General features: G+C 64.2%; 21 protein-coding genes. 7 read left to right on the top strand and 14 right to left on the bottom strand.

Annotated features, from left to right (window positions below; genetic code table 11):
• The first annotated feature begins 135 nt into the window (after nucleotides 1-135).
• Nucleotides 136-906, top strand: coding sequence for an SDR family oxidoreductase (locus EUV02_RS05615; RefSeq protein WP_135245183.1), 771 nt, complete (start codon nucleotides 136-138; stop codon nucleotides 904-906).
• Here EUV02_RS05615 and EUV02_RS05620 read toward each other — a convergent pair.
• Nucleotides 903-2,633, bottom strand: coding sequence for an amidohydrolase (locus EUV02_RS05620; protein ID WP_207790115.1), 1,731 nt, complete (start codon nucleotides 2,631-2,633; stop codon nucleotides 903-905). The two genes, EUV02_RS05615 and EUV02_RS05620, sit on opposite strands and share 4 nt — an antisense overlap.
• Before the next feature lie 107 nt (nucleotides 2,634-2,740).
• Here EUV02_RS05620 and EUV02_RS05625 point away from each other — a divergent pair, with 107 nt between their 5' ends.
• Nucleotides 2,741-3,442 (top strand): Crp/Fnr family transcriptional regulator, encoded by a 702-nt coding sequence (locus EUV02_RS05625; protein WP_135245184.1) that lies wholly within the window; start codon nucleotides 2,741-2,743, stop codon nucleotides 3,440-3,442.
• Between the two features lie 9 nt (nucleotides 3,443-3,451).
• On the opposite strand, the gene EUV02_RS05630 is transcribed toward EUV02_RS05625, so the two are convergent.
• Nucleotides 3,452-5,146, bottom strand: a complete 1,695-nt coding sequence (locus EUV02_RS05630; RefSeq protein WP_207790116.1) for an amidohydrolase — start codon at nucleotides 5,144-5,146, stop codon at nucleotides 3,452-3,454.
• A 218-nt stretch (nucleotides 5,147-5,364) separates the two neighbouring features.
• On the opposite strand from EUV02_RS05630, the gene EUV02_RS05635 reads away from it, so the two are divergent.
• Entirely contained in the window at nucleotides 5,365-6,546 is a 1,182-nt protein-coding gene (locus EUV02_RS05635) for a vWA domain-containing protein (protein WP_135245185.1), read from the top strand.
• Between the two features lie 227 nt (nucleotides 6,547-6,773).
• Here EUV02_RS05635 and EUV02_RS05640 read toward each other — a convergent pair whose 3' ends face one another.
• From EUV02_RS05640 to EUV02_RS05665, 6 genes are all read right to left on the bottom strand, one after another.
• Nucleotides 6,774-7,643: a hypothetical protein gene (locus EUV02_RS05640; RefSeq protein ID WP_135245186.1), complete on the bottom strand. Its 870-nt coding sequence runs from the start codon at nucleotides 7,641-7,643 to the stop codon at nucleotides 6,774-6,776.
• Nucleotides 7,644-7,723: 80 nt separating this feature from the next.
• Nucleotides 7,724-9,907, bottom strand: a complete 2,184-nt coding sequence (locus tag EUV02_RS05645; protein WP_135245187.1) for a PQQ-dependent dehydrogenase, methanol/ethanol family — start codon at nucleotides 9,905-9,907, stop codon at nucleotides 7,724-7,726.
• A 213-nt stretch (nucleotides 9,908-10,120) separates the two neighbouring features.
• Nucleotides 10,121-10,537, bottom strand: coding sequence for an ExbD/TolR family protein (locus EUV02_RS05650; protein ID WP_135245188.1), 417 nt, complete (start codon nucleotides 10,535-10,537; stop codon nucleotides 10,121-10,123).
• A gap of 107 nt (nucleotides 10,538-10,644) precedes the next feature.
• Nucleotides 10,645-11,121: an ExbD/TolR family protein gene (locus tag EUV02_RS05655; protein ID WP_135245189.1), complete on the bottom strand. Its 477-nt coding sequence runs from the start codon at nucleotides 11,119-11,121 to the stop codon at nucleotides 10,645-10,647.
• Between the two features lie 42 nt (nucleotides 11,122-11,163).
• Complete coding sequence (locus EUV02_RS05660; RefSeq protein ID WP_135245190.1) at nucleotides 11,164-11,877, bottom strand: MotA/TolQ/ExbB proton channel family protein; 714 nt, start codon at nucleotides 11,875-11,877, stop codon at nucleotides 11,164-11,166.
• A gap of 73 nt (nucleotides 11,878-11,950) precedes the next feature.
• Nucleotides 11,951-12,574 carry an energy transducer TonB gene (locus EUV02_RS05665; protein WP_166430519.1) on the bottom strand — a complete coding sequence of 208 codons (624 nt, stop codon included), beginning with the start codon at nucleotides 12,572-12,574 and terminating at the stop codon, nucleotides 11,951-11,953.
• A 354-nt stretch (nucleotides 12,575-12,928) separates the two neighbouring features.
• Here EUV02_RS05665 and EUV02_RS05670 point away from each other — a divergent pair, with 354 nt between their 5' ends.
• Nucleotides 12,929-13,741, top strand: a complete 813-nt coding sequence (locus EUV02_RS05670; protein WP_135245192.1) for a hypothetical protein — start codon at nucleotides 12,929-12,931, stop codon at nucleotides 13,739-13,741.
• 3 nt (nucleotides 13,742-13,744) lie between these two features.
• Here EUV02_RS05670 and EUV02_RS05675 read toward each other — a convergent pair whose 3' ends face one another.
• The 4 genes from EUV02_RS05675 to ettA are packed head-to-tail and all read right to left on the bottom strand — an operon-like array spanning nucleotide 13,745 to nucleotide 17,385.
• Nucleotides 13,745-14,146 carry a dihydroneopterin aldolase gene (locus tag EUV02_RS05675; protein ID WP_135245193.1) on the bottom strand — a complete coding sequence of 134 codons (402 nt, stop codon included), beginning with the start codon at nucleotides 14,144-14,146 and terminating at the stop codon, nucleotides 13,745-13,747.
• Nucleotides 14,143-14,919, bottom strand: a complete 777-nt coding sequence (locus EUV02_RS05680) for an SDR family oxidoreductase (protein ID WP_135245194.1) — start codon at nucleotides 14,917-14,919, stop codon at nucleotides 14,143-14,145. Before EUV02_RS05680 ends, EUV02_RS05675 begins: the two co-directional genes overlap by 4 nt.
• A gap of 57 nt (nucleotides 14,920-14,976) precedes the next feature.
• The gene (locus tag EUV02_RS05685) at nucleotides 14,977-15,684 is read right to left on the bottom strand and encodes a squalene/phytoene synthase family protein (protein WP_135245195.1); all 708 of its coding nucleotides are present in this window, start codon (nucleotides 15,682-15,684) and stop codon (nucleotides 14,977-14,979) included.
• A 24-nt stretch (nucleotides 15,685-15,708) separates the two neighbouring features.
• Nucleotides 15,709-17,385 carry an energy-dependent translational throttle protein EttA gene (ettA, locus tag EUV02_RS05690; protein WP_135245196.1) on the bottom strand — a complete coding sequence of 559 codons (1,677 nt, stop codon included), beginning with the start codon at nucleotides 17,383-17,385 and terminating at the stop codon, nucleotides 15,709-15,711.
• 154 nt (nucleotides 17,386-17,539) lie between these two features.
• Between ettA and EUV02_RS05695 the strand changes: the two genes are divergently transcribed.
• Nucleotides 17,540-18,985, top strand: coding sequence for a M20/M25/M40 family metallo-hydrolase (locus EUV02_RS05695; protein ID WP_135245197.1), 1,446 nt, complete (start codon nucleotides 17,540-17,542; stop codon nucleotides 18,983-18,985).
• 268 nt (nucleotides 18,986-19,253) lie between these two features.
• Nucleotides 19,254-21,188, top strand: coding sequence for an excinuclease ABC subunit UvrC (gene uvrC / locus EUV02_RS05700; protein WP_135245198.1), 1,935 nt, complete (start codon nucleotides 19,254-19,256; stop codon nucleotides 21,186-21,188).
• Between the two features lie 90 nt (nucleotides 21,189-21,278).
• Here the strand turns inward: uvrC and EUV02_RS05705 are convergent, their stop codons facing one another.
• Nucleotides 21,279-22,796: a S10 family peptidase gene (locus EUV02_RS05705; protein WP_243445778.1), complete on the bottom strand. Its 1,518-nt coding sequence runs from the start codon at nucleotides 22,794-22,796 to the stop codon at nucleotides 21,279-21,281.
• A 168-nt stretch (nucleotides 22,797-22,964) separates the two neighbouring features.
• Here EUV02_RS05705 and EUV02_RS05710 point away from each other — a divergent pair, with 168 nt between their 5' ends.
• Entirely contained in the window at nucleotides 22,965-23,642 is a 678-nt protein-coding gene (locus EUV02_RS05710) for a glutathione S-transferase family protein (RefSeq protein ID WP_135245200.1), read from the top strand.
• Here the strand turns inward: EUV02_RS05710 and EUV02_RS05715 are convergent.
• Entirely contained in the window at nucleotides 23,639-24,304 is a 666-nt protein-coding gene (locus tag EUV02_RS05715) for a nitroreductase (RefSeq protein WP_135245201.1), read from the bottom strand. The genes EUV02_RS05710 and EUV02_RS05715 overlap by 4 nt on opposite strands.
• Nucleotide 24,305: the final 1 nt, after the last annotated feature.

Consider the following 24,305-nt stretch of genomic DNA (forward strand, 5'->3'; position numbering starts at 1 on the left):
ATGCGCATATTGCCGAATGGATACGGTGGCTTGCAAGGCTTCAAATCGACCCGGCAATCCTCGACTTGCCGAATCCGGACGATGCCGCCAGTGTCGTTCCACAACGAAAAACAGCTACTCCGGGGAGATCGAACAATGGCAACAACAGGCGGACGCGTGGCCGGCAAGGTGGCGCTGATTACCGGCGGCGCGCGTGGCATGGGGGCAGCGCATGCGCGGCTGTTCGTCGCCGAGGGTGCCAAGGTGGTCATCGGCGACATTCTCGATGCCGAAGGCGCCGCACTCGCCGCCGAACTTGGCGACAGCGCGCGCTACATCCACCTCGATGTCACCCAGCCCGACGACTGGACCGCGGCGGTGGCGCTGTGCGTCAGCGCATTCGGCGGCCTGAGCGTGCTGGTCAACAACGCCGGCATCTTCGGCGGCGCGCCGATTGTCGATCACCCGCTCGACATGTGGCAGCGCTTTCTCGACGTCAATCTGACGGGCCCGTTCCTCGGCATCCGTGCAGCGACGACGACGCTGGTGGCATCGGGGAACGCGTCGATCATCAACATCTCGTCGATCGCCGGCCTGCGCGGTGCAGCGGGTGGCCATGCCTATGTAGCGTCGAAATTCGGGCTGCGCGGGCTGACCAAATCGGTCGCGGCCGAACTCGCGCCGTTTGGCGTGCGCTGCAATTCGGTGCACCCCGGCATCATCGACACACCGATGGCCGAAGGCCTCAACACCGGCGGCTACGACTACCCCATCGGCCGCATCGCGCGCGCCGACGAAGTGTCGAAGCTGGTGCTCTACCTCGCCAGCGACGATTCAAGCTATTCGACCGGCAGCGAGTTCACCGTCGACGGCGGTCTGACGATGGGCGGCATTTCACCGACGCGCGGCAACACCGAACCGGCCTAGCTTGCCGGATAGACTGTCTTACCGTCCTTGATCGTTTCGATGACCGTGATGTCCTTGATGGTCATCGGATCGACCTTGTTCGGGTCGGCTGACAGGATGACGAGGTCGGCACGCATGCCGGGCTTGATGCGCCCCTTGCTGTCCTCCTCGCGGTATTGATAGGCGGCACTCGTGGTGATCGCCTGCAACGCCTGATACGGGCTGATGCGCTGGTCGGGGCCCAGCGTACCGCCCGATCGCAGCGGCCGGTTCACCGCGGTCCACACCGTCATCATCTGGTTGATCGGCACGACAAAGGCATCGGTGTGGTTGGTCGGGCGCAGCCCTGCGGCAAGCGCGGCTTTCATCGGGCTGATGAAGCTCGCCTGCTGGAGACCGCGGTTCTTGATGTGCGTATCACCGAAGAAGAAGGTGTGATCGGTAAACAGTGCCGGGATGAGGTTGTACTTCCGGAACGCCGCGATCTGGTCGGGCCGGATGAACTGGCAGTGGATGCAGACGGTGCGGCGGTCGGCGGACGGGTCGGTGCCGGCGCTGGCGACGTGCGTCTTGATCAGGAAATCGATCGCCGCATCGCCATTGGCGTGAAATAGCACTTGGACGTTGTTGTCATAGCATTTCTTCATCATCGCCTGCATGGCATCGACGGGGAAGCCGGGCTCGCCCTTCCAGCCCTTCTCCCCGGCGGGGCCGCCGGTCAGATAAGGGGTCGTGAACCACGCCGTCTTGCCCTGCGGGCTGCCATCCGAGGTGATCTTGCAACCACCGACCTTGAGATGGTTGTCGTACTTGCCCCAGCTGGTGAACGGCGTTGTCTTGGAGATGGCATCGACATCAGTCAGGAACGGATAGCTGACGACATCGATGAAGAAACCGCCCGCCTTGGCAACCCGCTGGAATGTCTCGAGCTGCGCCTGGTGCGTCGATCCCTCCTGCGCGGTGGTGACGCCGGCGGCGGCATAGAGCAGCTGCCCGGCCTTCGCGTCGGCAAGTTCGGTTTCGCGCGTCGGTCCGGGCTGCTTCGTGTACATCGGCAGATAGGCGGTCTCCATGACCAGCCCTTGCAGATCCTGGGTACCCGGCTTGCGCACAATGATGCCGCCCTTGGGCGTCGGCATGCCGTCGGTGTAGCCGAACTTTTCCATCGCCTTCGAATTCATTACCGCGCCGTGCATCGAAACATGGATGATGCCGACCGGGTTATCCGGGAAAGCCTTGTCAAGAATGTCGCGCGACAGCAGGTCGCCGCCCGGCATCAGATTTTCGTCATAGCCCCAGCCGAGCAGCAGTTCGCCGGGCTTCAGCCCCTTCTTGGCAGCGGCAGCCTTCAAGGTCGCAACGATCTGCTCGGGGTTCGAAGCCGGCCCGACCGGTGGCGCCGAGACGTTGACACGATCGGCCATGGTAAGTGAATCGATGAAGTGGCTGTGCGGGTCTATGAAGCCCGGCAGCAGCAGCTTGCCGCCAAGTTCCTTGACGACGGTATGGTCATCCCTGGTTTTCATGACATCGGCGTCGCTGCCGGCTGTCAGAATCTTTCCATCCTTTACCGCGACGGCTTCGACATAGGTCGGCGTATCTCCGTCCATCGTCAGCACCGACCCACCGTGAATGATGAGGTCTGCACCATTTCCTGACGCAGGCGCGGTTGCCGATCCGGGCTTGTTGCATGCGGCAAGCGCAAGAATGGCGACAGCGGCCAGCAGCGGAGCAGTGCGACGGATCATGTGAATTCCCCCAAACCCGATGATACAGCGGCTTGCCAAATACCAAGCGGCGGGCAAAATAATTGCACAATTTTGGGAAGTGCAGCGTGAACTCTGGCCGAAGACCGGTGACATCAAACGTAATTTCGGCCGGCCGTGCGCAGCTGCTTGAACATCGTGCCATCGCTGTCCTGCCCCGCGAGTTCCGCATCGCGATGCTCGATGCCTGCCGTTGGGTGCATGTGATGCCGGGCGATGTAGTGACGCGTGTCGGGGATCCGGGTGACGGCATCTACGGCGTTGCAACGGGCGCCATCGGCATGCTGACGGCGCTCGGCATTCCCGATCTGACGATCGGCCACATCTTTTGCCCCGGTGAGTGGTTCGGGATCGATCCGATCTTCACGCGGCTGCCGCGAAACGCGACGATGTCGGCACGGCTGCCGAGTCTGCTCGCGCATCTGCCGATGGCGGCGGTCGAACGGCTGGGTAGCGAACATCCCGAGGGCTGGCGCCATTTTGGTGTGCTCGCCATACGCGGCGCGCAGGCTGCGACCAACCTTGCCGCCGACCTGATGATCCCCGATAGCCGCCGCCGCTGCCTTGCCACGCTGCTGAGGCTGGCCGGCGCGCGGTTTGCAACGCCCGAACGCAGGCCATTGCTGGCACCGGTCAATCAGCTGGAACTTGGCGCCATCGCCAATCTGTCGCGCAATTCGGTCAACGCCATCCTGCGGCGGGCCGCGCAGGATGGGTTGATCGATATCGGCTACGGCACCATCACATTGCGCGACGCCGATGCGCTGCGCTGGATCGTCGACGAAGCCTGAAGCCGGTGATCAGGGCGCGGTGTAGATCGCCTTGCCGTCCTTGATCGTCTGGACGACCTTGACGTCCTTGATCTTGTCAGGCGCGACGGTCAGCGGGTTGGCATCGAGGATCACGAGGTCGGCGCGCTTGCCGGTTTCGATCGAGCCCTTGCTGGCTTCCTCGCCATATTGACGCGCGCTGTTGATGGTGATCGCCTGCAGCGCCTGGTACGGCGTGATGCGCTCGTCGGGGCCGATGACCACGCCGGTGCGCGACGTGCGGTTGACCGCCGACCAGATCGTCCACAGCTGATTGATCGGCGCGACGTTGAAGTCGGTGTGGTTGGTCGGCAGCAGCTTCAGGCCGATTGCCGTCTTGAGCGGGCTTTCGAAATAGGCCTGCGTCTTGCCGCGGTTGGCGACATGGACATCACCGTAGAAGAAAGTGTGCTCGGCGAACATCGACGGGATGATCTTGTAGGTCACATATTTGTCGAGCTGGTCGAGCCGCGCGAACTGCGAATGCACCAGCACCGTGCGCCGGTCCTTGCCGAGGCTGCCGGCCGCTGCATATTCGTGTGCCTGCAGCGCTGCATCGACCGCCGCATCGCCGTTGACATGCACCAGCACCTGCAAGCCATTGTCGTAGCACAGCTTCATCGCGGTGTTGAACTGGTCCTGCGTGGCGCTGAGCTCGCCCTTCCAGTTGACCTGACCGCTGGGGCCGCCGGTCAGATACGGCGTGGTGAAAGCTGCGGTCTTGGCCTGCGGCGAGCCGTCGCTGATGATCTTGCAGCCGCCGATCTTGTAGCGGTTGCTGTATTTGCCCCAGGTCGCGGGCGGATTGGCCTTGAGGATCGGATCGAGTTCGAGGAAGAACGCATAGGAGACGATATCGAGATACAGCTCGTTCGCCGCGGCGTGACGCTGGAGCAACGCGATATCGGCCTGGTGCGAGGCGCCGTCCTGCGCGGTGGTGACGCCCGCCGAGGCATACATGGCCTGCGCGAATTTGAGCTGCGAGACTTCCTGCGCCGGAGTCGCCTTCGGCTTGTTCAGGAACACCGGCAGATAGCCGGTTTCCATCACCAGCCCCGATGGCTCCATCGAGCCCGGCTTGCGCTGGATGATGCCGCCCGGCGGGGTCGGCGTCGCGGCCGAAATGCCGTACTTGGCGAACGCCAGGCTGTTGAGCACCGCGCCGTGACCCGAAACATGGATGACATAGACCGGGTTGTTGGGGAATGCGGCGTCGAGAATGTCGCGGGTGAGCGGCTGGCCACCTTGCATCTGGGTTTCATCATAGCCGTAGCCGACGATGAGCTCGCCCGCCGGGATCTTGCGCGCCGTGGCGAATTGCTTGAACGCCGCGACGATCGCCGCCGGGCTGTTGCCGGGACCGACCGGCGGTGGCGAGGCATTGACCTGATCGGCCATGTCGAGCGCGTAGGTGAAATGGCTGTGCGGATCGACAAAGCCCGGTGTCATCACCTTGCCCTTCAGGTCGTTCATGACGGTCGCCGGCCCGCGCTCGGCCTTTTCGACCTCGCCCTTCTTGCCGACCGCGACGATCAGCCCGTCCTTGACCGCGACGGCTTCGGCGGTCGACGCCTTGGCATCGACGGTAATGATGTGGCCGCCGTACCAGATGGCGTCGGCGTTGGCCGCCATCGCGGCGGTGGCCATCAGCGAAGAGCCCGCCAACAGAATGACTGCGAATTTCATGTGCTTCGTGCCCCGTGCGATTGGTGTTGTGTAACAATATGCGGTTTGCGCCGCGCAATCATTAAGCAATTCTACGGGGGTCGGCATGTCTGGCGCCCAAAAGGCGTTTACGGGCTTGACCCCGCGCCCGGTGCCTGCGCGTAGCAGGGTTGACGCGGGCGTCAACTGTAGCGTTTACTGGCATCCTGAAATCCGCCTTCGAATGCGATCGGACTGCCATGTTCCTGAACTTCCTCGATGCACTGCGCGAAGCCAAGATTCCGGCGTCGCTCAAGGAGCATCTGACCTTGCTCGAAGCGCTCAAACAAGGCGTAATCGAGAATAACATCAACGAGTTCTATTTCCTGTCTCGCTCGGTCTATGTGAAGGACGAGGCGCTGCTCGACCGCTTCGACCAGGTCTTTGCCAAGGTCTTCAAGGGCATCGAGACCGTCTACGGCGAAGAGCAGGTCGAAATCCCCGAGGAGTGGCTCAAGATCGTCGCCGAGATGAACCTTTCGGACGAGGAGCTCGAAAAGCTCAAGTCGCTCGGCAGCTGGGACGAAATCATGGAGACGCTCAAGAAGCGCCTCGAAGAACAGAAGAAGCGCCACGAAGGCGGCAGCAAGTGGATCGGCACCGGCGGCACCTCGCCATTCGGATCGGGCGGCATGAACCCCGAAGGCGTCCGCATCGGTGACCAGGGCAAGCGCCAAGGCAAGGCGCTCAAGGTCTGGGAAAAGCGCGAGTTCAAAAACCTCGATGCCGATGTCGAACTCGGCACGCGCAACATCAAGGTGGCGCTGCGCCGCTTGCGAAAGTTCGCGCGCGAAGGCGCTGCCGACGAACTCGATCTCGACGCAACGGTCAGCGGCACCGCGAAAAAGGCCTATCTCGACATCATCATGCGGCCCGAGCGCCACAACGCGGTGAAGGTGCTGCTGCTGCTCGATGTCGGCGGCTCGATGGACCCGTACATCAAGCTGTGCGAGGAGCTGTTTTCAGCGGCGCGCACCGAATTCAAGCACCTCGAATTCTTCTATTTCCACAATTTCATCTATGAATCGATGTGGAAGGACAACAAGCGTCGCTGGTCCGAACGTACGCCCGTCATGGATATCCTCCACAAATTCGCGCATGATTACAAAATCATCATCGTCGGCGACGCGTCGATGAGTCCGTACGAAATCAACTATCCCGGCGGCTCGGTCGAACATTGGAACGACGAGGCCGGCGAGGTCTGGCTGAAACGCATCACCGAAGTCTATCACAGCGCCGTCTGGCTCAACCCGACGCCCGAAAAACACTGGGGCCACGGCCAGTCGATCCAGATGACCAAGACGCTGATGGAGGGCCGCATGTACCCGCTCAGTCTTGAGGGCATGGACCGCGCGATGCGTGAGCTGACGCGCACGCGCTAGCCGTGCCGAAACTGTTATCGCCGTCCCACCGGGTGACGGCGGCGCTTTGACCAGTCGCGCCGCCGCCGGTGGTTGTCACGAGAGGGGATGACAACCCGTGGCTGCCGGACTTGGCTCGCATTGCCGCGGGCCTGTTCGACTTTGCCAGTTTGTGACTCGATAGAACCGCAGCGCGTGGCGTTGCGAAAGATGCGTTGCGCTGCACCATGGTGCATCGGCGCGCATGCTCAGCGCTTGGCAAGCTCGCTGTATGTCGGCCCGCGCGTCAGCGCGCGCGCCAATGGGAGCCGCAGCAGCATGTCACCGCCGAGCGCATGCGCTTCGGGGCCGATGTCCCGCAACAAATGCGCGCGCAGGTCGTCGGAGACGCTGCCTTCAGGCGCGAGCGGGTTGAGCCCGGCGAGGCGTTCGAATTCGGCGTCATCTGTCGCCACGTCGCCGCTGAGTTCGCCGACGCGTTCGAACATCATCGCATAGGCGGTCGGCGTGCGCCCAGGGTCGAGCGACGGCGCGAGCACGATACCGTCGAGCACTTGCGCGCGCGCCGCGGCAACGCCGTGAAAGATGCCGAACAGCAGCGCGCCGCTGGTGACATCGGCGGCGATGCAGAACAGCTGATTGTGCAGCGGCAGCATCCAGCCTTCGACCAGCGTGCCGGCGGTGCCCATGCGCAGGCTGAGCAAGCCGTCACTGTCGAAGCGCAGCATGCCATGATCATGGACGAATAGGCCGGGCTGGAGGTTGTACGGCCGAGTCGAGCGGAAGAACCCCTCATACGCCTGCCCACGTAGCGCACTGGTGCTGCGGATGAGGTCGAGCAGCGGCAGCGGCAGTTGCGCGCGCGGTGCCGGTGCCGCACCGACCAGCGCACTGAAGTCGCTGTCGCTGCGGTCCCAGTCGAGCACGGTGAAGCCCGGCAACCGCGTCGCCACCAGCGCCGTCAGCCGCGCCAGATTATGCTCCGACGGCTTGACCGCGCCGCTCGCCCAGCGCCCGATGACCGACTTATCGACGCGCAGATCGGCGGCAAGCTGGACACGGCTCAGCGACAACGCCTTAAGCAGTAATGATAATTTGGCGCTGAACCGATCCGACATGGTACGCGCAACCCTAGGCTCAACCGCCTGATACGCAACCGAAATCGGCCCGGCGGGACAATCCCGCCGGGCCGTTCGCGTTACTTACCGGCGGGCGTCGCCGGTGCCGCAGGTGCAGCTGGTGCTGCAGCTTCCTGCGTTGCCAGCTTCTGCGCCTGTGCGCCGACATAACCGCGGATCGACTCGACCTGCTCGGGCGTCAGATACTTCTTGAACGCAACCATGCCGCGGTCCTGCAGCTGGCCGTCATAGACAATGCTCTGCCACAGCTTGGGATCGCTGAGCACCGTCGAACGCCGCAGATCGGGCGTGACGCCGCTGCCGCGCGCGCCCGAGCCATGGCAGACGCCGCAATTGCCTTCGAACAGATAGGCGCCTTCCTTCATCTGTGCCGGCGTCCAGCTGCCCTTCGGCGGATTGGCCGGCTGCATCGGTGTCGGCACCACGGCGGGCAGGCTGGCGGTGCCGCCAATCTTGAACACCAGCACCCGGCCGTTGGGCGCCATCTGCGGCGGGCTGTCGACGAACGGCGAGCTCAGCGGATAGGCGCCGCCGTAGCCGGCCATGACGGCGACATATTGTGTGCCATTGACGGCAAAGCTGATCGGCCCGGCGATGACGCCGGTCTGCGCGTCGAAATTCCACAGCTTCTTGCCGGTATCGGCGGCATAGGCGATGAACTGGCCGTGGGCATTGCCCTGGAACACCAGATTGCCCGCGGTAGCGAGCACGCCGCCGTTCCACGGGCCGTCATGCTGGACGCGCCAGACTTCCTTTTGCGCGACGGGATCCCAGGCCAGCAGCTGGCCCTTGAGCATCGCGCGCGTCGCCTTGAACGCCGCCGGATCATCGGGCGGCGTGTTCTTCAGGATGTCGACGGCGATGTTCCACGCGCCGGGCTTGTAGCCGAACGATTTGTCATCGCTGTACAGGAACGGCACTTCCTGCGCCGGCAGATAGACGAGCCCGGTCTTCGGGCTGAACGCCATCGGGTGCCAGTTATGCGCGCCGAGCGCCGACGGCATCATCAGGAAGCCGTCCTTCGGGTAGCGTGCGCCGGCGACTTCGATCGGCCGACCGGTCTTCATGTCGACGCCGGTCGTCCAAGTCTGCGGCACGAAGCCCTTTGCCGAAATCAGCTTACCGTCGGTGCGGTCGATGACATAGAAGAAGCCGTTCTTCGGTGCCTGCATCAGCACCTTGCGGTCCTTGCCGTCGATCTTCAGTGTCGCCAGCATGATCGGCTGCGTCTGGGTGAAGTCCCAGGTCTCGCCGGGCGTGCCCTGATAGTGCCAGAGGTACTTGCCGGTGTTGGGGTCGAGCGCGACCACCGACGACAGGAACAGATTGTCGCCCTTGCCTTCCGAACGGACCTTTTGATTCCAGGGGCTACCATTGCCGACACCGATGTAGAGCTGGTCGAGTTCCTGGTCATAGACGATGGCATCCCAGACGGTGCCGCCGCCGCCGACCTTGTAGTAGTTATCGCCGAACCAGGTACCGCGCGCCTTTTCCATGATCGGATCGGATGCCGCACCGTCGGGACCCTTCGACGGGTCACCCGGCACAGTGAAGAAGCGCCACAGCTGCTTGCCGTCATTGGCGTCATAGGCGCTGACATAGCCGCGAACGCCGAGTTCGGCGCCGCCGTTGCCGATGATGACCTTGCCCTTGATGACGCGCGGGGCGCCGGTGATGGTGTAGGGCTTCGACTGGTCGACGGTGACCACCGACCACACCGGCTTGCCTGTCTTGGCGTCGATGGCGATCAGCCGGCCGTCGAGCGTGCCGAGGAACAGCTTGCCGCCCCAGGCCGCGAGGCCACGGTTGACGACGTCGCAGCAGGCACTGTGGCCGCGTTCGCCCGGAACTTGCGGGTCGTAGGTCCAGAGTTCCTTGCCGGTCGCGGCGTCGAGCGCGACGACCTTCGACCAGGCCGTGGTGGTGTACATGACGCCGTCGATGACCAGCGGCGTGGCTTCCTGCCCGCGGTTGGTGTCGAGGTCGTAGCTCCACGCGAGGCTAAGCTTGCCGACATTGCTGTCGTTGACGTCGGTCAGCCGCGAGAAGCGCTGCTCGTTGTAGCTGCCGCCATGGGTAATCCAGTTCGCCGGGTCGGACTCGGCATTGACGAGTCGCTTTTCGTCGACCGCCGCCGGCCCCGAACTGCCAGCGCCCGCTTGCTTGAGCTTGTCGCAGGCGCTCGGCCCCATGAGCAAAGCCAGTGCCAGTGCCGCGCTGCTGACGGCATTTCCCAAACGCATCCTCAATCTCCCCGATGGACTTCAACTTTGGCCGATATGTTTCGGCGTTGCGGCGACCGTATCAATCCGTGCGCGCTGGTCAACGACTTTGGTTGACGTTTGCGGCAAGCATGCGATTTGCCGGGTGATTTGGGTTTGCGGTCAAAGGCTTCGTCCCAACAAAAAAGCCCCGGCAATGCCGGGGCTTGATCGTCTGACGGCGCACCGTCGAATTTAGTTAGCGTAGGCTTCGTTGCCGACAAAACCCATCTTGGTGACGCCGGCCTGCTGGGCTTCGGCCATGACCTTGTCGACGACGTCGTACTTGGCCTGGGCGTCGGGATGCAGCCGCAGTTCGGGCTGCGGGTCGATCTTGACCGACTGCTGCAGATAGTAGCGCAGCGCCGAAGCGTTGACTTCACGGTTGTTCCAGTAAACCACGCCGAGCAGATCGATGTCGATCTGGTTGAAATCAGGCTTGACGTCGTTCGGCTGGTTGTTCGGCGGCGGCAGGTCGAGCTTCACCGCATGGGTCTGGATCGGAATGGTGATAATGAACATGATCAGCAGCACCAGCATCACGTCGATCAGCGGCGTGGTGTTGATGTCCATCATCGGATCGCCTTCGGCGGTCGAGCTAGACATTGCCATGAAACAAACTCCTTAAATTCGCGACACACCCAAGTCCGGTGCGCCTGTAATTCGGCCGACCGCAGCGCGGTCGACGCCTGCACCGCAGCGCAGGCGTCAACTATCGCCTATCGGGTCGTGATGGTCCCAGCCGGCGGCTCCGAAATGAAGCCGATCTTCTGGAACCCGGCGCGCTGCATCGTGAAGATCACGCCGCCGACGCACCGATACTCCATGTCCTTGTCGCCACGGATATGGACTTCGGGCAGTTCGAGCTTGAGGCCCTTGGCCTTCTGGCGCTCGATTTCCGCCTTGAGTGCCGTGACACCACGATCAAGCAGCTCGGCCTTCGTCTCGATCTTCTGACGACCCCAATATACATCGCAATTGGTATCGACCGAAATCAGGACGTTTTCCGGCTTGGTCGTGGTCGGCAGGTTGGCAACCTTTGGCAAGGTCACCGGCACCGTCTGCAAAACCACCGGAACGGTGATGAGAAAGATGATCAGCAGCACCAGCATGACGTCGACGAGCGGCGTCGTGTTGATGTCCGACATCGGCAATTCTTCACCGGTCTCGGTGGGTGATCCGACGTTCATCGACATGGGTAAGTACCCTTTACGCGTTCAGCTGTGATGTACGGTGGCTTACTTGGCCGGCTTGGCAGCAGGCCCCGAAGTCATGCGCGAACCCGAAACCAGGGCGCCATGGACGTCAGCAGCGAAGTTGCCGAGCTTTTCAGCGAGATCCTTGTTGCGACGGATCAGCCAGTTGTAGCCAAGCACGGCCGGAACGGCGACGGCGAGACCGAGCGCGGTCATGATCAGTGCTTCACCGACCGGACCTGCGACCTTGTCGATCGAAGCCTGGCCCGCGATACCGATGCTGATCAGTGCGCGGTAAATACCGATAACCGTACCGAACAGACCGATGAACGGCGAGGTCGAACCGACCGAAGCGAGGAAGGCGAGGCCGCCCTGGAGCTTCGACTGAACCGCAGCGTTCGAGCGGTTGAGGCTCATCGAAATCCACTCATGCTCGTCGATCTTGTCGGTGAGCTTGCCGTCGTGGTGGTGCGAAGCGCGGATGCCGTCATCGACGATCTGGCGGAATGCCGATTCCTTCGGCAGCTTGGTGGCGCCGTCCTGAAGCGTCGGCGCGGTCCAGAACTTCTTTTCGAGCTCTGCGGCGTCGTTGAGCACCTTCCGCTGATCCCACCACTTGGTGAAGATAATGTACCAGGTGACGAGCGACATGAAGACAAGGATGCCGAACACGGTCTGGGTGATCGGACCGCCCTGCTGAAGAGCGGCCATCAGGCCATACGGGTTTTCGGTCGTCGCGACTGCTGCGGTTTCCATCTAAGTTCCCCTAACTGAAATATGAATAATCTTTGGAATGAATGCCCATGCGGGCAGGCGAATGAATGACGTATTACCGATCCGGCGGCACAACCCAGGTAATGCTGCGTGTCCGACCGATTTCTGGAACCGGCTGACCATTTTCGGTGGCCGGATCGTAGCGCAGACGCGAGGTCAGCAGGCGGCAGGTCGTCTTGTCGAGATCGGGCGAAACCGACTGGATGATGACGCAATTCGAAATGCGGCCATCGGTGCCGACGTCGAACTTCGCAACCACCTTGCCCTGCTCTTCACGACGCAGCGCACCGGGCGGATAGTCGTCGGTCGAGAACAGCCGTGACGGGTTGCCCTTTTCATGCGCCGGCGTGCCCGGCTTCGCTGCCGGTGCCGGCGGCGTGATCGCGGCCGGAGGCGGCGGCGCTTCGACACGGCTCTGCGTCGTCAGCGTCGGCGGCGGCGGATTATCCGTCTGCACGCTGACTTCCGGCGGCGGCACGAACGGCGGAATTTCGATATCCTTCGGCGGCGGCGGCGGCGGTTCTTCCGGCGGCGGCGCCTCTTCCTTGATGTTGACGGCTTCAATCGGGCCGGCGACAGCCTTGATTGCCTTTTGCGCCAGTCCGGTCATGAAAGCATAACCGAGCAGGACGTGGAGCGCCGCGACGACGCCCAAGGCGATCATCCGGTTCGTGCTCATTCCTTCTTCCGCGTAAGCCATAACTTATGCGACACTCCCTCTAGACGCTGCACACCTGGCAGTCGGTCGTCACAGGGAAAGCGGGTACAGCGCGCGAGTATCATCGCGACGCCTGATAACCCGAGTTGCTCCCCTCTGAACAACCTCTTGGCCACTCGTCGGTCCCGGTGGGGTTAATATTGCTTTTCCCACGGCCCTGAGGCGACCATTAGCCAAGCCAATCCGCCGCCGCAACCGCTTTGTCACCTTGGGCGTGCATATTGTTGGATTGGCCAAAGCGTGCGTCGCGCGCTAGTGAGCCTCATGGCTGGCACCGTCGGTCACCACAGGCAACAAGGAAGAGCGATGCGTATCATGCGCCGACGTCCCCTCGCCCCGGCCCTCGCCCCGGCAATCCTGCTCGCAGTTGCACTGGCGACAACGCCGGTTGCTGCCGCTCCGGCAAGTTTTGCCGACCTCGCTGACCTCGCCACCACGGCGCCGGTGATCGTGCGCGCCGATATCGAAAAGGCCGAAAAGCTCAAGCCCGACGAGGCTGGCACTGCGCCTGCGGGTCTGCAGCGCCAGTTGATGAGTGCGCACGTTACGGCGGCGCTCAAGGCCCCTTCAATCGTGCCGCAACAGTTGCAATATATCTGGGACGGCCCGACCGATGCGCGCGGCAAGGCCGTCAGCTTCAAGGGCCAGCCGGTGTTGCTGTTCCTGCGCCCGGCTGCCGGCCGACCTGACCAGCTGCAATTGGTCGGTGCACGCGCACAGCTGCCGCTGACCGCTGAAGCCGAGGCCGACACCCGGGCACTGCTCGCCGAGATCGCCCGCGGCGATGTGCCCGTCGTCACCGGTATCGGGTCGGCGTTCCGCGTGCCCGGCGCTGTCCCCGGCGAAGCCGAGAGCCAGTTCTTCCTGACGACGCAAAGCGGCAAGCCCATCTCGCTGGTGCTGCTGACACGGCCGGGCCAGGCGCAGACGCTGGTCGTCGCCACGGGTGATGTCATCGACGATGCGGCCAAGCCGGTGCAGCCGCGGACGTTGCTGTGGTACCGCCTCGCCTGCTTCCTGCCGGCACAATTGCCGCAAGCCGCGGCCAGCGCCGACCACGACGCCGTTGCGGCAGACTACGCCAGCGTGCTCAAGCTGCTCGGGCCCTGCCTGCGCTCGGCAGGCTAGACCCTAGAACGACGCCAGATAGACGCCGACGCCGGCGCAATCGGGATAGATGTCGGGCTTGCAGGTCGAAACGCTGAGCGCGGCGACGCCGTCGCGGCCGGCGACCAGGTCATAGATTTCTCGGGCTACGGTTTCCTGCAGGTTAAAACGGCGGCCGCTGCTCAGTTCGAGCACCGCGGTGCGCAACCAGTCGTAGTCCCAGGCCTGGTCGACGCTGTCGCATTCGGGGAATGCGCGCTTTTCAAGCCAGACCTCGATATTGACGCGCAGCCGCTGCGGCGTGCCGATTTCGAAATCATGGAAACCGATGTCGCAGGGGAAGTCGAAGTCGCGCAGGATGATCTTGCGGGTCTTTGGCGAAAGTGCCGCCGGCACCATGCCTTCGAGTGTGGTTGTAAATGTCATTGGTCCACCATGAAGGCCACGTCGCGCGGCAGTCCCATCAAACGTTGGCCGGCATCGAGCGTGATGACCTGGCCGTGCAGCGTCGGCGTCGCGACGATGAAACGCAGCGCGCCGACAATCTCGTCCACCGTGACGCCGCGCGCCAACGGATTGTGGACATGCGCGGCGGCGAAGTTTTCACGCGACTGCGGCCCGCTGACCATCGTCACCGCCGGCGCGATGCCAGCGACGCGGATGAGCGGCGCCAGCGCGCGCGCGCTGAGTTCGGTCAGTCCGAGCAGCCCGAACTTGCTGATCGTGTAGCTGAAATAATCGGGGTTGAGGCTGTAGAGTTTGACGTCGAGCAGGTTGACCACCAGCCCGTTGAGGCCGTCGGGTAACGCCGCCGCGAAAGCCTGTGTCAGCAGCGCCGGGGCGCGCAGATTGACATCGAGGTGGCGGTCCCAACCAACAACATCGAAATCGCTGATGGTGTCATAGTCGAAGCGCGAGGCGTTGTTGACCAGCAGCCCCAGCGGCGGCGCACCTTCCTGCGCCTGCGCTACAATCTGTGCGGCGCTGTCGGCATGCGCCAGATCGGCGACGATGACGTGCGCACCCTTCCCGGCCGCGCGCAGCTCGGCGCACAAGGCGTCAGCCTCGTCGCGCGAGTTGTTGCAGTGGATGGCGACGTGCCAGCCGTCGGCTGCCAGCGCGCGCACCAGCATCGCACCGATGCGCCTGGCGCCGCCGGTGACGATCGCGGTGCGGGGAAGACCGAATTCGCTGCTCATCTCAGCGCGCGCTTAGACGGTTGGCGCACGGGCGGCAAGGCGCGTCGCCACTGCCACTCAGCGTCCGGTCAGCATCGTGCGGAGCAGCCGCAGCTGTCGCCCGGCACTGCCACGCGGGCCAAGGTCGCGCCCGGCGAGCACGGTATCGACATCGGCGAGCGCCAAGCGCGCCAGTCCAGCCAAGGGGCGTAACGCGCGGTCGACAGGCCGGACAACCGCGTTTTGCCGCACCGTTTCGAGCAGCGCGCGCGCCACAAACGGCGGCCGCTCGCCGCGCCGGACGAATTCGCCCAACGCCCAGCAACGGCCCAATGCCTGCGCCGCGCCGACGTCGGCGCCAAGTAGCGTGGCGGCCGCCGTGAACAGCGTGCCGCCGCGATTGGCGAGGTAGCGATCGAGCTTGTCGGCATCGAAATGTTCGTCGAGCAGCAGCACCAGATGCGCATCTTCGAGCGGTTCAAGGCCGGCACCGCTGACACCTGCCGGCACGACATGCTGCGCCAGCGCCGCGAGTGTCGGCTGCGCCGGTGCGGGTGCGCTATCGAGCCGCGCCAGTTGCTCGCGCCACCACGCCAGCCGGATTTCGCCGAGCAATGGCTCGCTGGTTGTCGCCACGATCTGCGCGAGTTCGAGATCGAGCGCGAATAGCGCGAACAGCCCGTCGCGCGCCGCCGCCGGTGCGTGCAACACGGCGAGGTAGCGGTCGCGGTCGGCCGCCTGCACGCGCCCGGTCGGGTCTTCAGGCCCGGTATCGGACGCGGTCATGGCGAGCGCAGCGACCGCCACGCCTCAGCGCGTCAGCCGCTTGTAGGTCAGGGCGTGCGGACGGTCGGCAGCAGCGCCCATGCGGCGGTGCTTGTCTTCTTCATAGGCTTCGAAATTGCCTTCGAACCATTCGACATGGCTGTCGCCTTCGAACGCCAGGATGTGCGTCGCGAGACGGTCAAGGAAGAAGCGGTCATGGCTGATGACCACCGCGCAGCCGGCGAAGCTTTCGAGCGCTTCTTCGAGCGCGCGCAAGGTTTCGACGTCCAGATCGTTGGTCGGTTCATCGAGCAGCAACACGTTGCCGCCCTGCACCAGCATCTTCGCCATATGGACGCGGTTGCGTTCACCGCCCGACAGCTGCCCGACCTTCTTCTGCTGGTCGGCGCCCTTGAAGTTGAACGCGCCGGTATAGGCGCGCGTCAGCACCTCATTCTTGCCGAAGTAGAACTTCTCGTTGCCGCCGGAGATTTCCTCCCAGACGTTCTTGTTGGGGTCGAGGTGGTCGCGCGACTGGTCGACATAGCCGAGCTTGACGGTGTCGCCGACGCGGATGCTGCCCGAATCGGGCTGCTCCTGGCCGGTGATCATGCGGAACAGCGTCGTCTTGCCGGCGCCGTTGGGGCCGATGACGCCGACGATACCGCCCGGCGGCAGGCTGAAGCTGAGGTCGTCGATCAGCACGCGGTCGCCGTAGCTCTTCGTCAGGTTCTTGGCTTCGATGACGGTGTTGCCCAGGCGTTCGGGAATCTGGATGAGGATCTGCGCGCTGCCGAGACGGCGGTTGGCCTGCTTCTCGACGAGTTCATCGAACGCCTTGATACGTGCCTTCGACTTTGACTGGCGCGCCTTGGGGCTCGACCGAATCCATGCCAGCTCGTCCTTGATGGCCTTTTCGCGGCTTTCGTCCTCGCGGCCTTCCTGCGCCATGCGCTTCGACTTGGCTTCGAGCCATGCCGAGTAGTTGCCCTCGAACGGAATCGCGTTGCCGCGATCAAGTTCGAGCACCCACTTGACGACATTGTCGAGGAAGTAGCGGTCATGGGTGACCAGAATGCACATGCCGGCATAGTCCTGCAGATGCTTTTCGAGCCATGCCACCGATTCCGCATCTAGGTGGTTGGTCGGTTCGTCGAGCAGCAGGATTTCGGGCTTTTCGAGCAGCAGCTTGCACAGCGCGACGCGGCGCTTTTCACCGCCCGACAGCCGGTCGATGCTGGCGTCACCCGGCGGGCAGCGCAATGCGTCCATGGCGATCTCAAGCTGGTTGTCGAGCGTCCAGCCGTCGACGGCGTCGATCTTTTCCTGCAGCTCGCCCATTTCGGCCATCAGCGCGTCAAAGTCGGTATCGTCCTTGGGGTCGCCCATTTCGGCGGCCACGGCGTTGAAGCGCGCCACCATGTCGGCGACGCCGCGCACGCCGTCGGTGACGTTCTCGCGCACCGTCTTGGTCGGGTCGAGCTGCGGCTCCTGCGCCAGATAGCCGACGCGAATGCCTTCGGCCGCCCAGGCCTCGCCCTGATATTCCTTGTCGATGCCGGCGATGACTTTCATCAGCGTCGATTTACCGGCGCCGTTCGGGCCGATGACGGCGATCTTGGCGCCGGGCAGGAAGCTGAGCGTGATGTCCTTGAACACCGGCTTCTGACCGGGATAGGCCTTCGACAGGCCCTTCATCACATAAGCGTATTGATAGGCCAAGGGGATGGCTCCGTAGTCTGGGGTGGGCAAGGACTGCGGCTCTCTAGCCGATACAGGGGCCGCGGGTCCAGTGTAGCGACGGAAAGCGTGCGGGCAGGCGTTGCCTATTGCGGCGCAGTCGTTGAAATAGGCCGACGTTCAAGGGGATTCCAATATGTTCAAGCGTGCATTGTTTTTGGCTGCCGTTCTTGCCGCGCCGGTCTGGGCCGCACCTGTTGCGCCCGATGCTGCCGCAGTGGCCACTGCGACCAAGCTGCGCGACCAGGGCGTTGCCAGCGACACCGGCTACCAGCTACTCGAAAGCCTAACCACCGAAGTCGGGCAACGGCTGGCGGGCACCGAGGCCGAAGCCCGCGGCCGCGACTGGGCGGCCAAGAAGATGCAGGCGCTGGGCTTTACCAATGTCCGCATCGAAGAGTTCAAGGTGCCGTTGTGGGTACGCGGCGTCGAAACTGCGGAGGTCACTGCGCCGACGCCGCAGCGGCTGGTCGTCACCGCGCTCGGCCATAGCGGCGCGACGCCGGCGGCAGGCATCGAGGCCGAGGTCGTGCGCTTCGCCAGCTTCGACGATCTGGTCGCTGCGCCCGCCGGCAGCCTCAATGGCAAGATCGCCTTTCTCGACCATTACATGAAGCCGACGCAGGACGGATCGAGCTACGGCGCGTTCGGCGCGGTGCGCTTTGTCGGACCGTCGATTGCCGCGTCAAAGGGCGCCATCGGCGTCGTCATCCGCTCGCTCGGCACCAATGACGCGCGGGTCGCGCACACCGGCGTCACCGATTGGGAAAACGCCCTGCCCGCAGTGCCGGTTACCGGTGGCAGCAAGGTCGTTGGTGCCAAGATAGCGCCCATCCCTGCCGGTGCGCTGTCGGTGCCCGATGGCGACCTGATGCGGCAGCTGTTCGCCCGCGGTGGGCCGGTGCGGATGAAGTTGGTGCTGACCCCAGCGTTCAAGGGCGACGGCGTTTCTGGCAATGTCATCGGCGAAATCCCCGGGCGCAGTGCGCCGGATGAAATCGTGCTGATCGGCGGCCATCTCGACAGCTGGGACCTCGGCACCGGTGCGGTCGATGACGGCGCCGGCGTCGTCATCGCGATGGCGGCCGCCAAGCTGATCAAGGCCCAGGCGCCGCAAGGCCCGCGCCGCACCGTTCGCGTCGTGCTGTTCGGTGCCGAGGAAATCGGCGGCATGGGCGGCGACGATTACGGCAAGCGCCATGCTGGCGAAAAACACGTGCTCGCGATGGAATCGGACTTCGGTGCGGACCGCATCTGGAAAATCACCTCGCGCGTCGCCGACACCGGCATCCCGACAGTGCGCGCCATGCAGCGCGTCCTCGCCCCGCTCGGCATCAACCCGACCACCGACAACGCCAACGGCGGCGGCTCGGACCTCGCCCCCATCGGGCCGACGGTCGGCATGCTGACGCTGCACCAGGACGGCACGCACTATTTCGACCTGCACCACACGCCCGACGACACCTTCGACAAGGTCGATCCGGCGCAGCTCGCGCAGAATGTCGCGGCCTATGCGGTGACGACGTGGCTGGCCGCCGACAGCGACGTGGCGTTCGGACCGGCGCCGGCGCCGAAGAAGTAGAATTAAGGGCCTCCGGTGGGCAGGCCTGAGGCCTGCACCCTATAGAAGAGCGCCAAACAATTGGGTGCAGGGGCTAGCCCCTGCCCGCCGGAGGCCCTACCCCTACGACCGCGCCGCCCAGTTTTTAAGCACACCAAGCCGCACCCGGTTTGCACGCTGGACTCGGCGGTTTCATGCGCGCCTCGCCCATAGGCTTATCCACAGACTCCGTGGATAAGCTTGTCGCGGTGGTTGAGCCGCGGGCGTTCCGCGCCTAAGTCTGAGCAAGATGGCCGAACCCACGATCCCTGACCGATTTTCCGAGGAATCGGCGACCTACGCATTGCGTGGGGGAGACACGCCTGACCTTGATGCGGGCGTGGCGGCGATCCGCAATGTGCTGCGGACTTTGCCGGCGCGACCGGGGGTTTACCGGATGCTCAGTGCGGGCGGCGACGTGCTCTATGTCGGCAAGGCGAAGAGCCTTAAGAACCGCGTACTCAACTATACGCAGGTGACGCGGCTGCCGCGGCGGCTGCAGCGCATGGTGGCGCAGACGCGGTCGATGACGATTGTCACGACGGGCTCGGAACCCGAGGCGCTGCTGCTCGAAGCGCAACTCATCAAGCGCTTCCGGCCACCGTACAATGTACTGCTGCGCGACGATAAGAGTTTCCCCTTTATCTTCCTGCGCGAAGACCATGAATTTGCACGGATTTCGAAGCATCGCGGGGCGCGTGTCGGCAAGGGGTTGTACTACGGGCCGTTTGCCAGTGCCGGCGCGGTCAACACGACGCTGAATGCCTTGCAGAAAGTGTTCCTGCTGCGCTCGTGCTCGGACAGCTATTTCGCCAATCGCACGCGGCCGTGCCTGCTCTATCAAATTCGTCGCTGCTCGGCGCCGTGCGTCGGGCGTATCGAGCCCGCCGCCTATGCCGAACTGGTCGAGGACGCCAAGGCGTTCCTGTCTGGGCGCAGCCAGGAGGTGCAGCGCAAACTCGGCACCGCGATGGAGTCCGCCGCCGAGGCGCTCGATTTCGAACGTGCCGCGCTGGTCCGCGACCGGTTGCGTGCGCTGACCTATGTCCAGGGCAGCCAGGCGGTCAACGCCGACAACAGCAAGGCGGGTGCCGCCACCGACGCCGATGTCATCGCGATGGCGGCGAAGTCGGGGGCTATCTGCATCCAGATCTTCTTCATCCGCGGCGGCCAGAACTGGGGCCACCGCGCCTTCTTCCCGGCGCACACCGCCGATGTCGGCGAGGACGAAATCCTGTCGGCCTTCCTCGGGCAATTCTACGAGGACGTCCCCTGCCCCCGCGAAATCATGCTCGACCGCACGCTCGACGAAGCCGCGCTGCTGGCCGAGGCGCTGTCCGAACGCGCCGGCAAGCGCGTGACGCTGCGGGTGCCGGTGCGCGGCGCGGCGCGCAAGCTGGTCGAAACCGCACAGCGCAACGCCGTCGAGGCGCTCGACCGGCGGCTGGCGGAATCGACGACGCAGGGGCGCTTGCTTAGCGAAATCGGCGAATTGTTCGAACTTGAGGCGACGCCGCAGCGCATCGAAGTTTACGACAACAGCCATGTGTCGGGCACCAACGCTGTCGGCGCGATGATCGTCGCCGGCCCGGAAGGCTTCCGCAAGGGCGCCTATCGCAAGTTCAACATGAACGATCCGTCGATCACGCCGGGCGATGACTTCGCGATGATGAAGGCGATGCTGACCCGCCGCTTCGTCCGGCTCGAACGCGAAGACCCCGACCGCACTACCGGCGACTGGCCCGACCTGCTGCTCATCGACGGCGGCAAGGGCCAATTGTCGAGTGTTGTAGAGGTACTAACCGAACTCGGCGTCGAAGGCGTCGCGCTCGTAGGGGTCGCCAAGGGCCCTGACCGCAACGCCGGCCGCGAAACCTTCCACTTGACCTCGGGCCGCGAAATCAGGCTGCCGGTCAATGATGCGCGGCTGTTCTTCCTGCAGCGCCTGCGCGACGAAGCCCACCGCTTCGCCATCGGTGCCCACCGCGCCAAGCGATCGAAAGCCATTACCGCCAATCCGCTCGACGACGTCCCCGGCATCGGCCCGGCCCGCAAACGCGCGTTGCTGATGCACTTCGGCACCTCACGCGCGGTGCGCGACGCCAGCCTCGCCGACCTCGAAAAGGCTCCCGGTATCAGCAAGGCTATGGCCGCCGCCATCCATGGGCATTTTCACGCGAGTTGAAGGGCCTCCGGCGGGCAGGCCTGAGGCCTGCACCCATTGGTTAGGCGTTCTTCAATCGGGTGCAGGCCTCAGGCCTGCCCGCCGGAGGCCCTACCGCGTAGCACTATCGTAAAAGCGCAGCAGGTCAGTGCGGAACGCCGCCAATGACCCCGGCTCGATGTAGAACATGTGGCCCGCAGGGTAATAGGTGAAGCTCAGGTTCGGGCGCAGGCTGGGATCGAGCTGCATGTGCGCGAGGTCGTATTCGGCGCCGGTGAACGGCGTCGCCATGTCGTAGTAACCGTTCGCCGACAGCACCTTGAGACGCGGATTCTCGCGCATCGCGGCGGCGAGATCGAGCGCGGTGTCGGCGACCGGCAGCGGGCGGTTGCCGTCGGGCGCCTTGTGCTTCCAGTCCCAGCTCGGGTTGATCTTGCTGTAATAGTTGGGGCGGTAGCTGAGCTTGGTTTTGTAGCCCAAAGTGCCGGTCAGATAGGTGTTGAGCGCGCCGACATAGGCGCCGGACAAAGAGGCGTCGGCGGCGTCATAGTCGGGGTTTTCGCCGCCGGCATCGACATCGGTGCCGGTGAAGCGCGAGTCGAGGCGGCCGACGCTCTTGCGCTGGTCGAGCAGCAACTGTTTACGGAAGCGCCCGAGTTCGACGCGCAGGTCATTTTCGAGCAGCACCTGCGTCGACAAGCCCGTGAATTTGCTCAGTTCGGTGGCGACAGCCTGGGCTTCGGCAGGTGTCAGCGTGTCGCCCTTTTGCATCGCCAGCAGATACGGGCCGCGTGCATAGGCCTGTGCCTGTGCGACGAAGCTGGCGAGGTCGGTGCCCTGCCCTGCCCGCTTGTGGTACCAGGCGGTCGCGGCGTAGCTCGGCAGATAGGTGACATCGAGCTGGTCGAAGCCGGGGTTGCGGATGCCGTAGTTGAGGATCGATGACACCAGCATGACGCCGTTCATCGGCATCCCGCGCTGCTGCAGCGCATAGACGAGGCCGGCGGCGCGCAACGTGCCGTACGATTCGCCCATGATGAACTTCGGTGAATCCCAGCGGTTGTTCTTGGTCACCCAACGCTGGATGGCCTTGGCGAACGCATCGATATCGCCGTCGACGCCCCAGAATTCGGGGCCTTTCATGTCGCCGAGCGGGCGGGAATAGCCGGTGCCGACGGCGTCGATGAACACCAGGTCGGAGCGGTCGAGCAGGCTGTTGGCATTGGGCACGACGCGGTACGGCGCCGTCGCCGATGCCGCGACGTTGGGGGTATCGACACGCATCGGGCCGACCGAGCCCATGTGCAGCCACATCGTCGACGAGCCGGGGCCGCCGTTGAACAGGAAGGTCACCGGGCGGTTCGCGGCAGCACCCTCGACGGTATAGGCGGTGTAGAACACACTCGCGGTCGGCTTGCCGTCATCGTCGCGGATGATCAGCGTACCCGGCGTGGCGGTGTAGTTGACGGTGCGGCCGGCGATTTGCACGCTGTGGCGGCTGGGTTGCGCGTCTTCGGTGGTCGATGCGGCCGCGACATCGGGATCCGGCTTGTCGCCGGACTTTTCGGTGCTGGTGCTGGTTTCGGTCTTGGTCTTGCTGTCCGCAGCAATCCCGGGCGCGGCGATCATGGCGGTGGCAAGCAGGGCAGCAGCGAACGGTGACAATCGGCGCATGGGGAACTTTCACAAGGCTGGCGTGTTGCGCAGACAAAGCACGTGCGCGGGGTGTGGCACAACCGCATTTTGTCTGGCAGGATTGCGCCGCGCGGCATGGGGGCCGCGCCAGGGGATGCGACCATGATCAAGCTCTACACAGCGCCAACGCCGAACGGCTACAAAGTGTCGGTGCTGCTCGAAGAACTCGGCGTGCCGTATGAGGTCCACAAGGTCGACCTGATGAAGGGCGAACAGAAGCAGCAGTGGTTCCTCGATATCTGCCCCAACGGCCGCATCCCGGCGCTGACCGATGACGGCTTTCCGGTGTTCGAATCAGGCGCGATGATGATTTATCTCGCGGAAAAATACGGCAAATTCCTACCCACCGATGTGCAGGGCCGCAGCAAGGTTATCCAGTGGCTGATGTTCCAGATGGGCGGCATCGGCCCGATGATGGGGCAGGCCAATGTGTTCTTCCGCTATTTCCCCGAGAAGATCCCTGCCGCGATTGCGCGCTACCAGGGCGAGGGCCGTCGCTTGTTCGGCGTGCTCGATACGCAGCTGGCCAAGGGTGAATTTCTGGCAGGCGACTACAGCATCGCCGATATCGCCAACTGGTGCTGGGTGCGGACGCACAGCTGGTCGGGTATCGAAACCACCGGGCTGCCCAACCTCGAACGCTGGCTCGCGACGATTGCGGCACGGCCGGCGGTGCAGCGCGGCATCCAGGTGCCCGAGCCGACGGCGAAGCGCACCGGCACCGACGCCAAGGACTTCGCCGACAAGGCGCGGACGATTGTCGAGCTCGGGAAGCCTTAAATCCCGCGGAAGTGCGCGAATTCCTCGATCGGCGCGCGCGCGCTGTGCAGCGTGTTGACCGGCGCGCTGGTGTCGGCATGGCCGATCGCCATGCCGCAGAACAGCATGCGTTCGGGCGGCGTGCCAAGGAAGCCGCGGATGGTTTCGGGGTAAATCGCCCAGCATTCCTGCGCGCAGCTGTCGAGGCCTTCCTCGCGCAGCATCAGCATCACTGATTGCAGGAACATGCCGAGGTCGCTCCATTGCGGCGGCCCCATCGTCCGCGCCACGGTGGTGAACAACGCGACCGGCGCGTCGAAGAAGGCGAAGTTGCGCATGAACCACTTCATCCTCCCGGCCTTGTCCTCGCGCGGGACGCCGAGCGCGGCGTACATCGCCTCGCCGATGCCGAAGCGCCGCGACTTGTAGGGTTCACCCAGGCCTTCGGGATAGATGGCATATTCGGGGGTCTGCGCGCCCTTGGCGATCGCCTCGCGCACCTGAGCCTTGAGCGCCTCGAGCTCGGCACCGCCGACGACATCGACATGCCAGGGCTGGACATTGCCGCCCGACGGCGCGCGTGATGCAGTCGCCAGCACGCGCCGGATGACGGCGGGATCGACGGGGGCGTCGGTAAAGGCACGCACCGATTTCCGGCTTTCCAGGGCTTCGCTAACTTTCATT

The organism is Glacieibacterium arshaanense, from assembly GCF_004681125.1.
Lineage (GTDB): Bacteria > Pseudomonadota > Alphaproteobacteria > Sphingomonadales > Sphingomonadaceae > Polymorphobacter_A > Polymorphobacter_A arshaanense.

Coding starts and splice junctions, on each gene's coding strand:
- EUV02_RS05615 (WP_135245183.1), top strand. CDS start 136: ATGGCAACAACAGGCGGACGCGTGGCCGGCAAGGTGGCGCTGATTACC.
- EUV02_RS05620 (WP_207790115.1), bottom strand. CDS start 2,633: ATGATCCGTCGCACTGCTCCGCTGCTGGCCGCTGTCGCCATTCTTGCG.
- EUV02_RS05630 (WP_207790116.1), bottom strand. CDS start 5,146: ATGAAATTCGCAGTCATTCTGTTGGCGGGCTCTTCGCTGATGGCCACC.
- EUV02_RS05635 (WP_135245185.1), top strand. CDS start 5,365: ATGTTCCTGAACTTCCTCGATGCACTGCGCGAAGCCAAGATTCCGGCG.
- EUV02_RS05640 (WP_135245186.1), bottom strand. CDS start 7,643: ATGTCGGATCGGTTCAGCGCCAAATTATCATTACTGCTTAAGGCGTTG.
- EUV02_RS05645 (WP_135245187.1), bottom strand. CDS start 9,907: ATGCGTTTGGGAAATGCCGTCAGCAGCGCGGCACTGGCACTGGCTTTG.
- EUV02_RS05650 (WP_135245188.1), bottom strand. CDS start 10,537: ATGGCAATGTCTAGCTCGACCGCCGAAGGCGATCCGATGATGGACATC.
- EUV02_RS05655 (WP_135245189.1), bottom strand. CDS start 11,121: ATGTCGATGAACGTCGGATCACCCACCGAGACCGGTGAAGAATTGCCG.
- EUV02_RS05660 (WP_135245190.1), bottom strand. CDS start 11,877: ATGGAAACCGCAGCAGTCGCGACGACCGAAAACCCGTATGGCCTGATG.
- EUV02_RS05665 (WP_166430519.1), bottom strand. CDS start 12,574: ATGAGCACGAACCGGATGATCGCCTTGGGCGTCGTCGCGGCGCTCCAC.
- EUV02_RS05670 (WP_135245192.1), top strand. CDS start 12,929: ATGCGCCGACGTCCCCTCGCCCCGGCCCTCGCCCCGGCAATCCTGCTC.
- EUV02_RS05675 (WP_135245193.1), bottom strand. CDS start 14,146: ATGACATTTACAACCACACTCGAAGGCATGGTGCCGGCGGCACTTTCG.
- EUV02_RS05680 (WP_135245194.1), bottom strand. CDS start 14,919: ATGAGCAGCGAATTCGGTCTTCCCCGCACCGCGATCGTCACCGGCGGC.
- EUV02_RS05685 (WP_135245195.1), bottom strand. CDS start 15,684: ATGACCGCGTCCGATACCGGGCCTGAAGACCCGACCGGGCGCGTGCAG.
- EUV02_RS05695 (WP_135245197.1), top strand. CDS start 17,540: ATGTTCAAGCGTGCATTGTTTTTGGCTGCCGTTCTTGCCGCGCCGGTC.
- uvrC (WP_135245198.1), top strand. CDS start 19,254: ATGGCCGAACCCACGATCCCTGACCGATTTTCCGAGGAATCGGCGACC.
- EUV02_RS05705 (WP_243445778.1), bottom strand. CDS start 22,796: ATGATCGCCGCGCCCGGGATTGCTGCGGACAGCAAGACCAAGACCGAA.
- EUV02_RS05710 (WP_135245200.1), top strand. CDS start 22,965: ATGATCAAGCTCTACACAGCGCCAACGCCGAACGGCTACAAAGTGTCG.
- EUV02_RS05715 (WP_135245201.1), bottom strand. CDS start 24,304: ATGAAAGTTAGCGAAGCCCTGGAAAGCCGGAAATCGGTGCGTGCCTTT.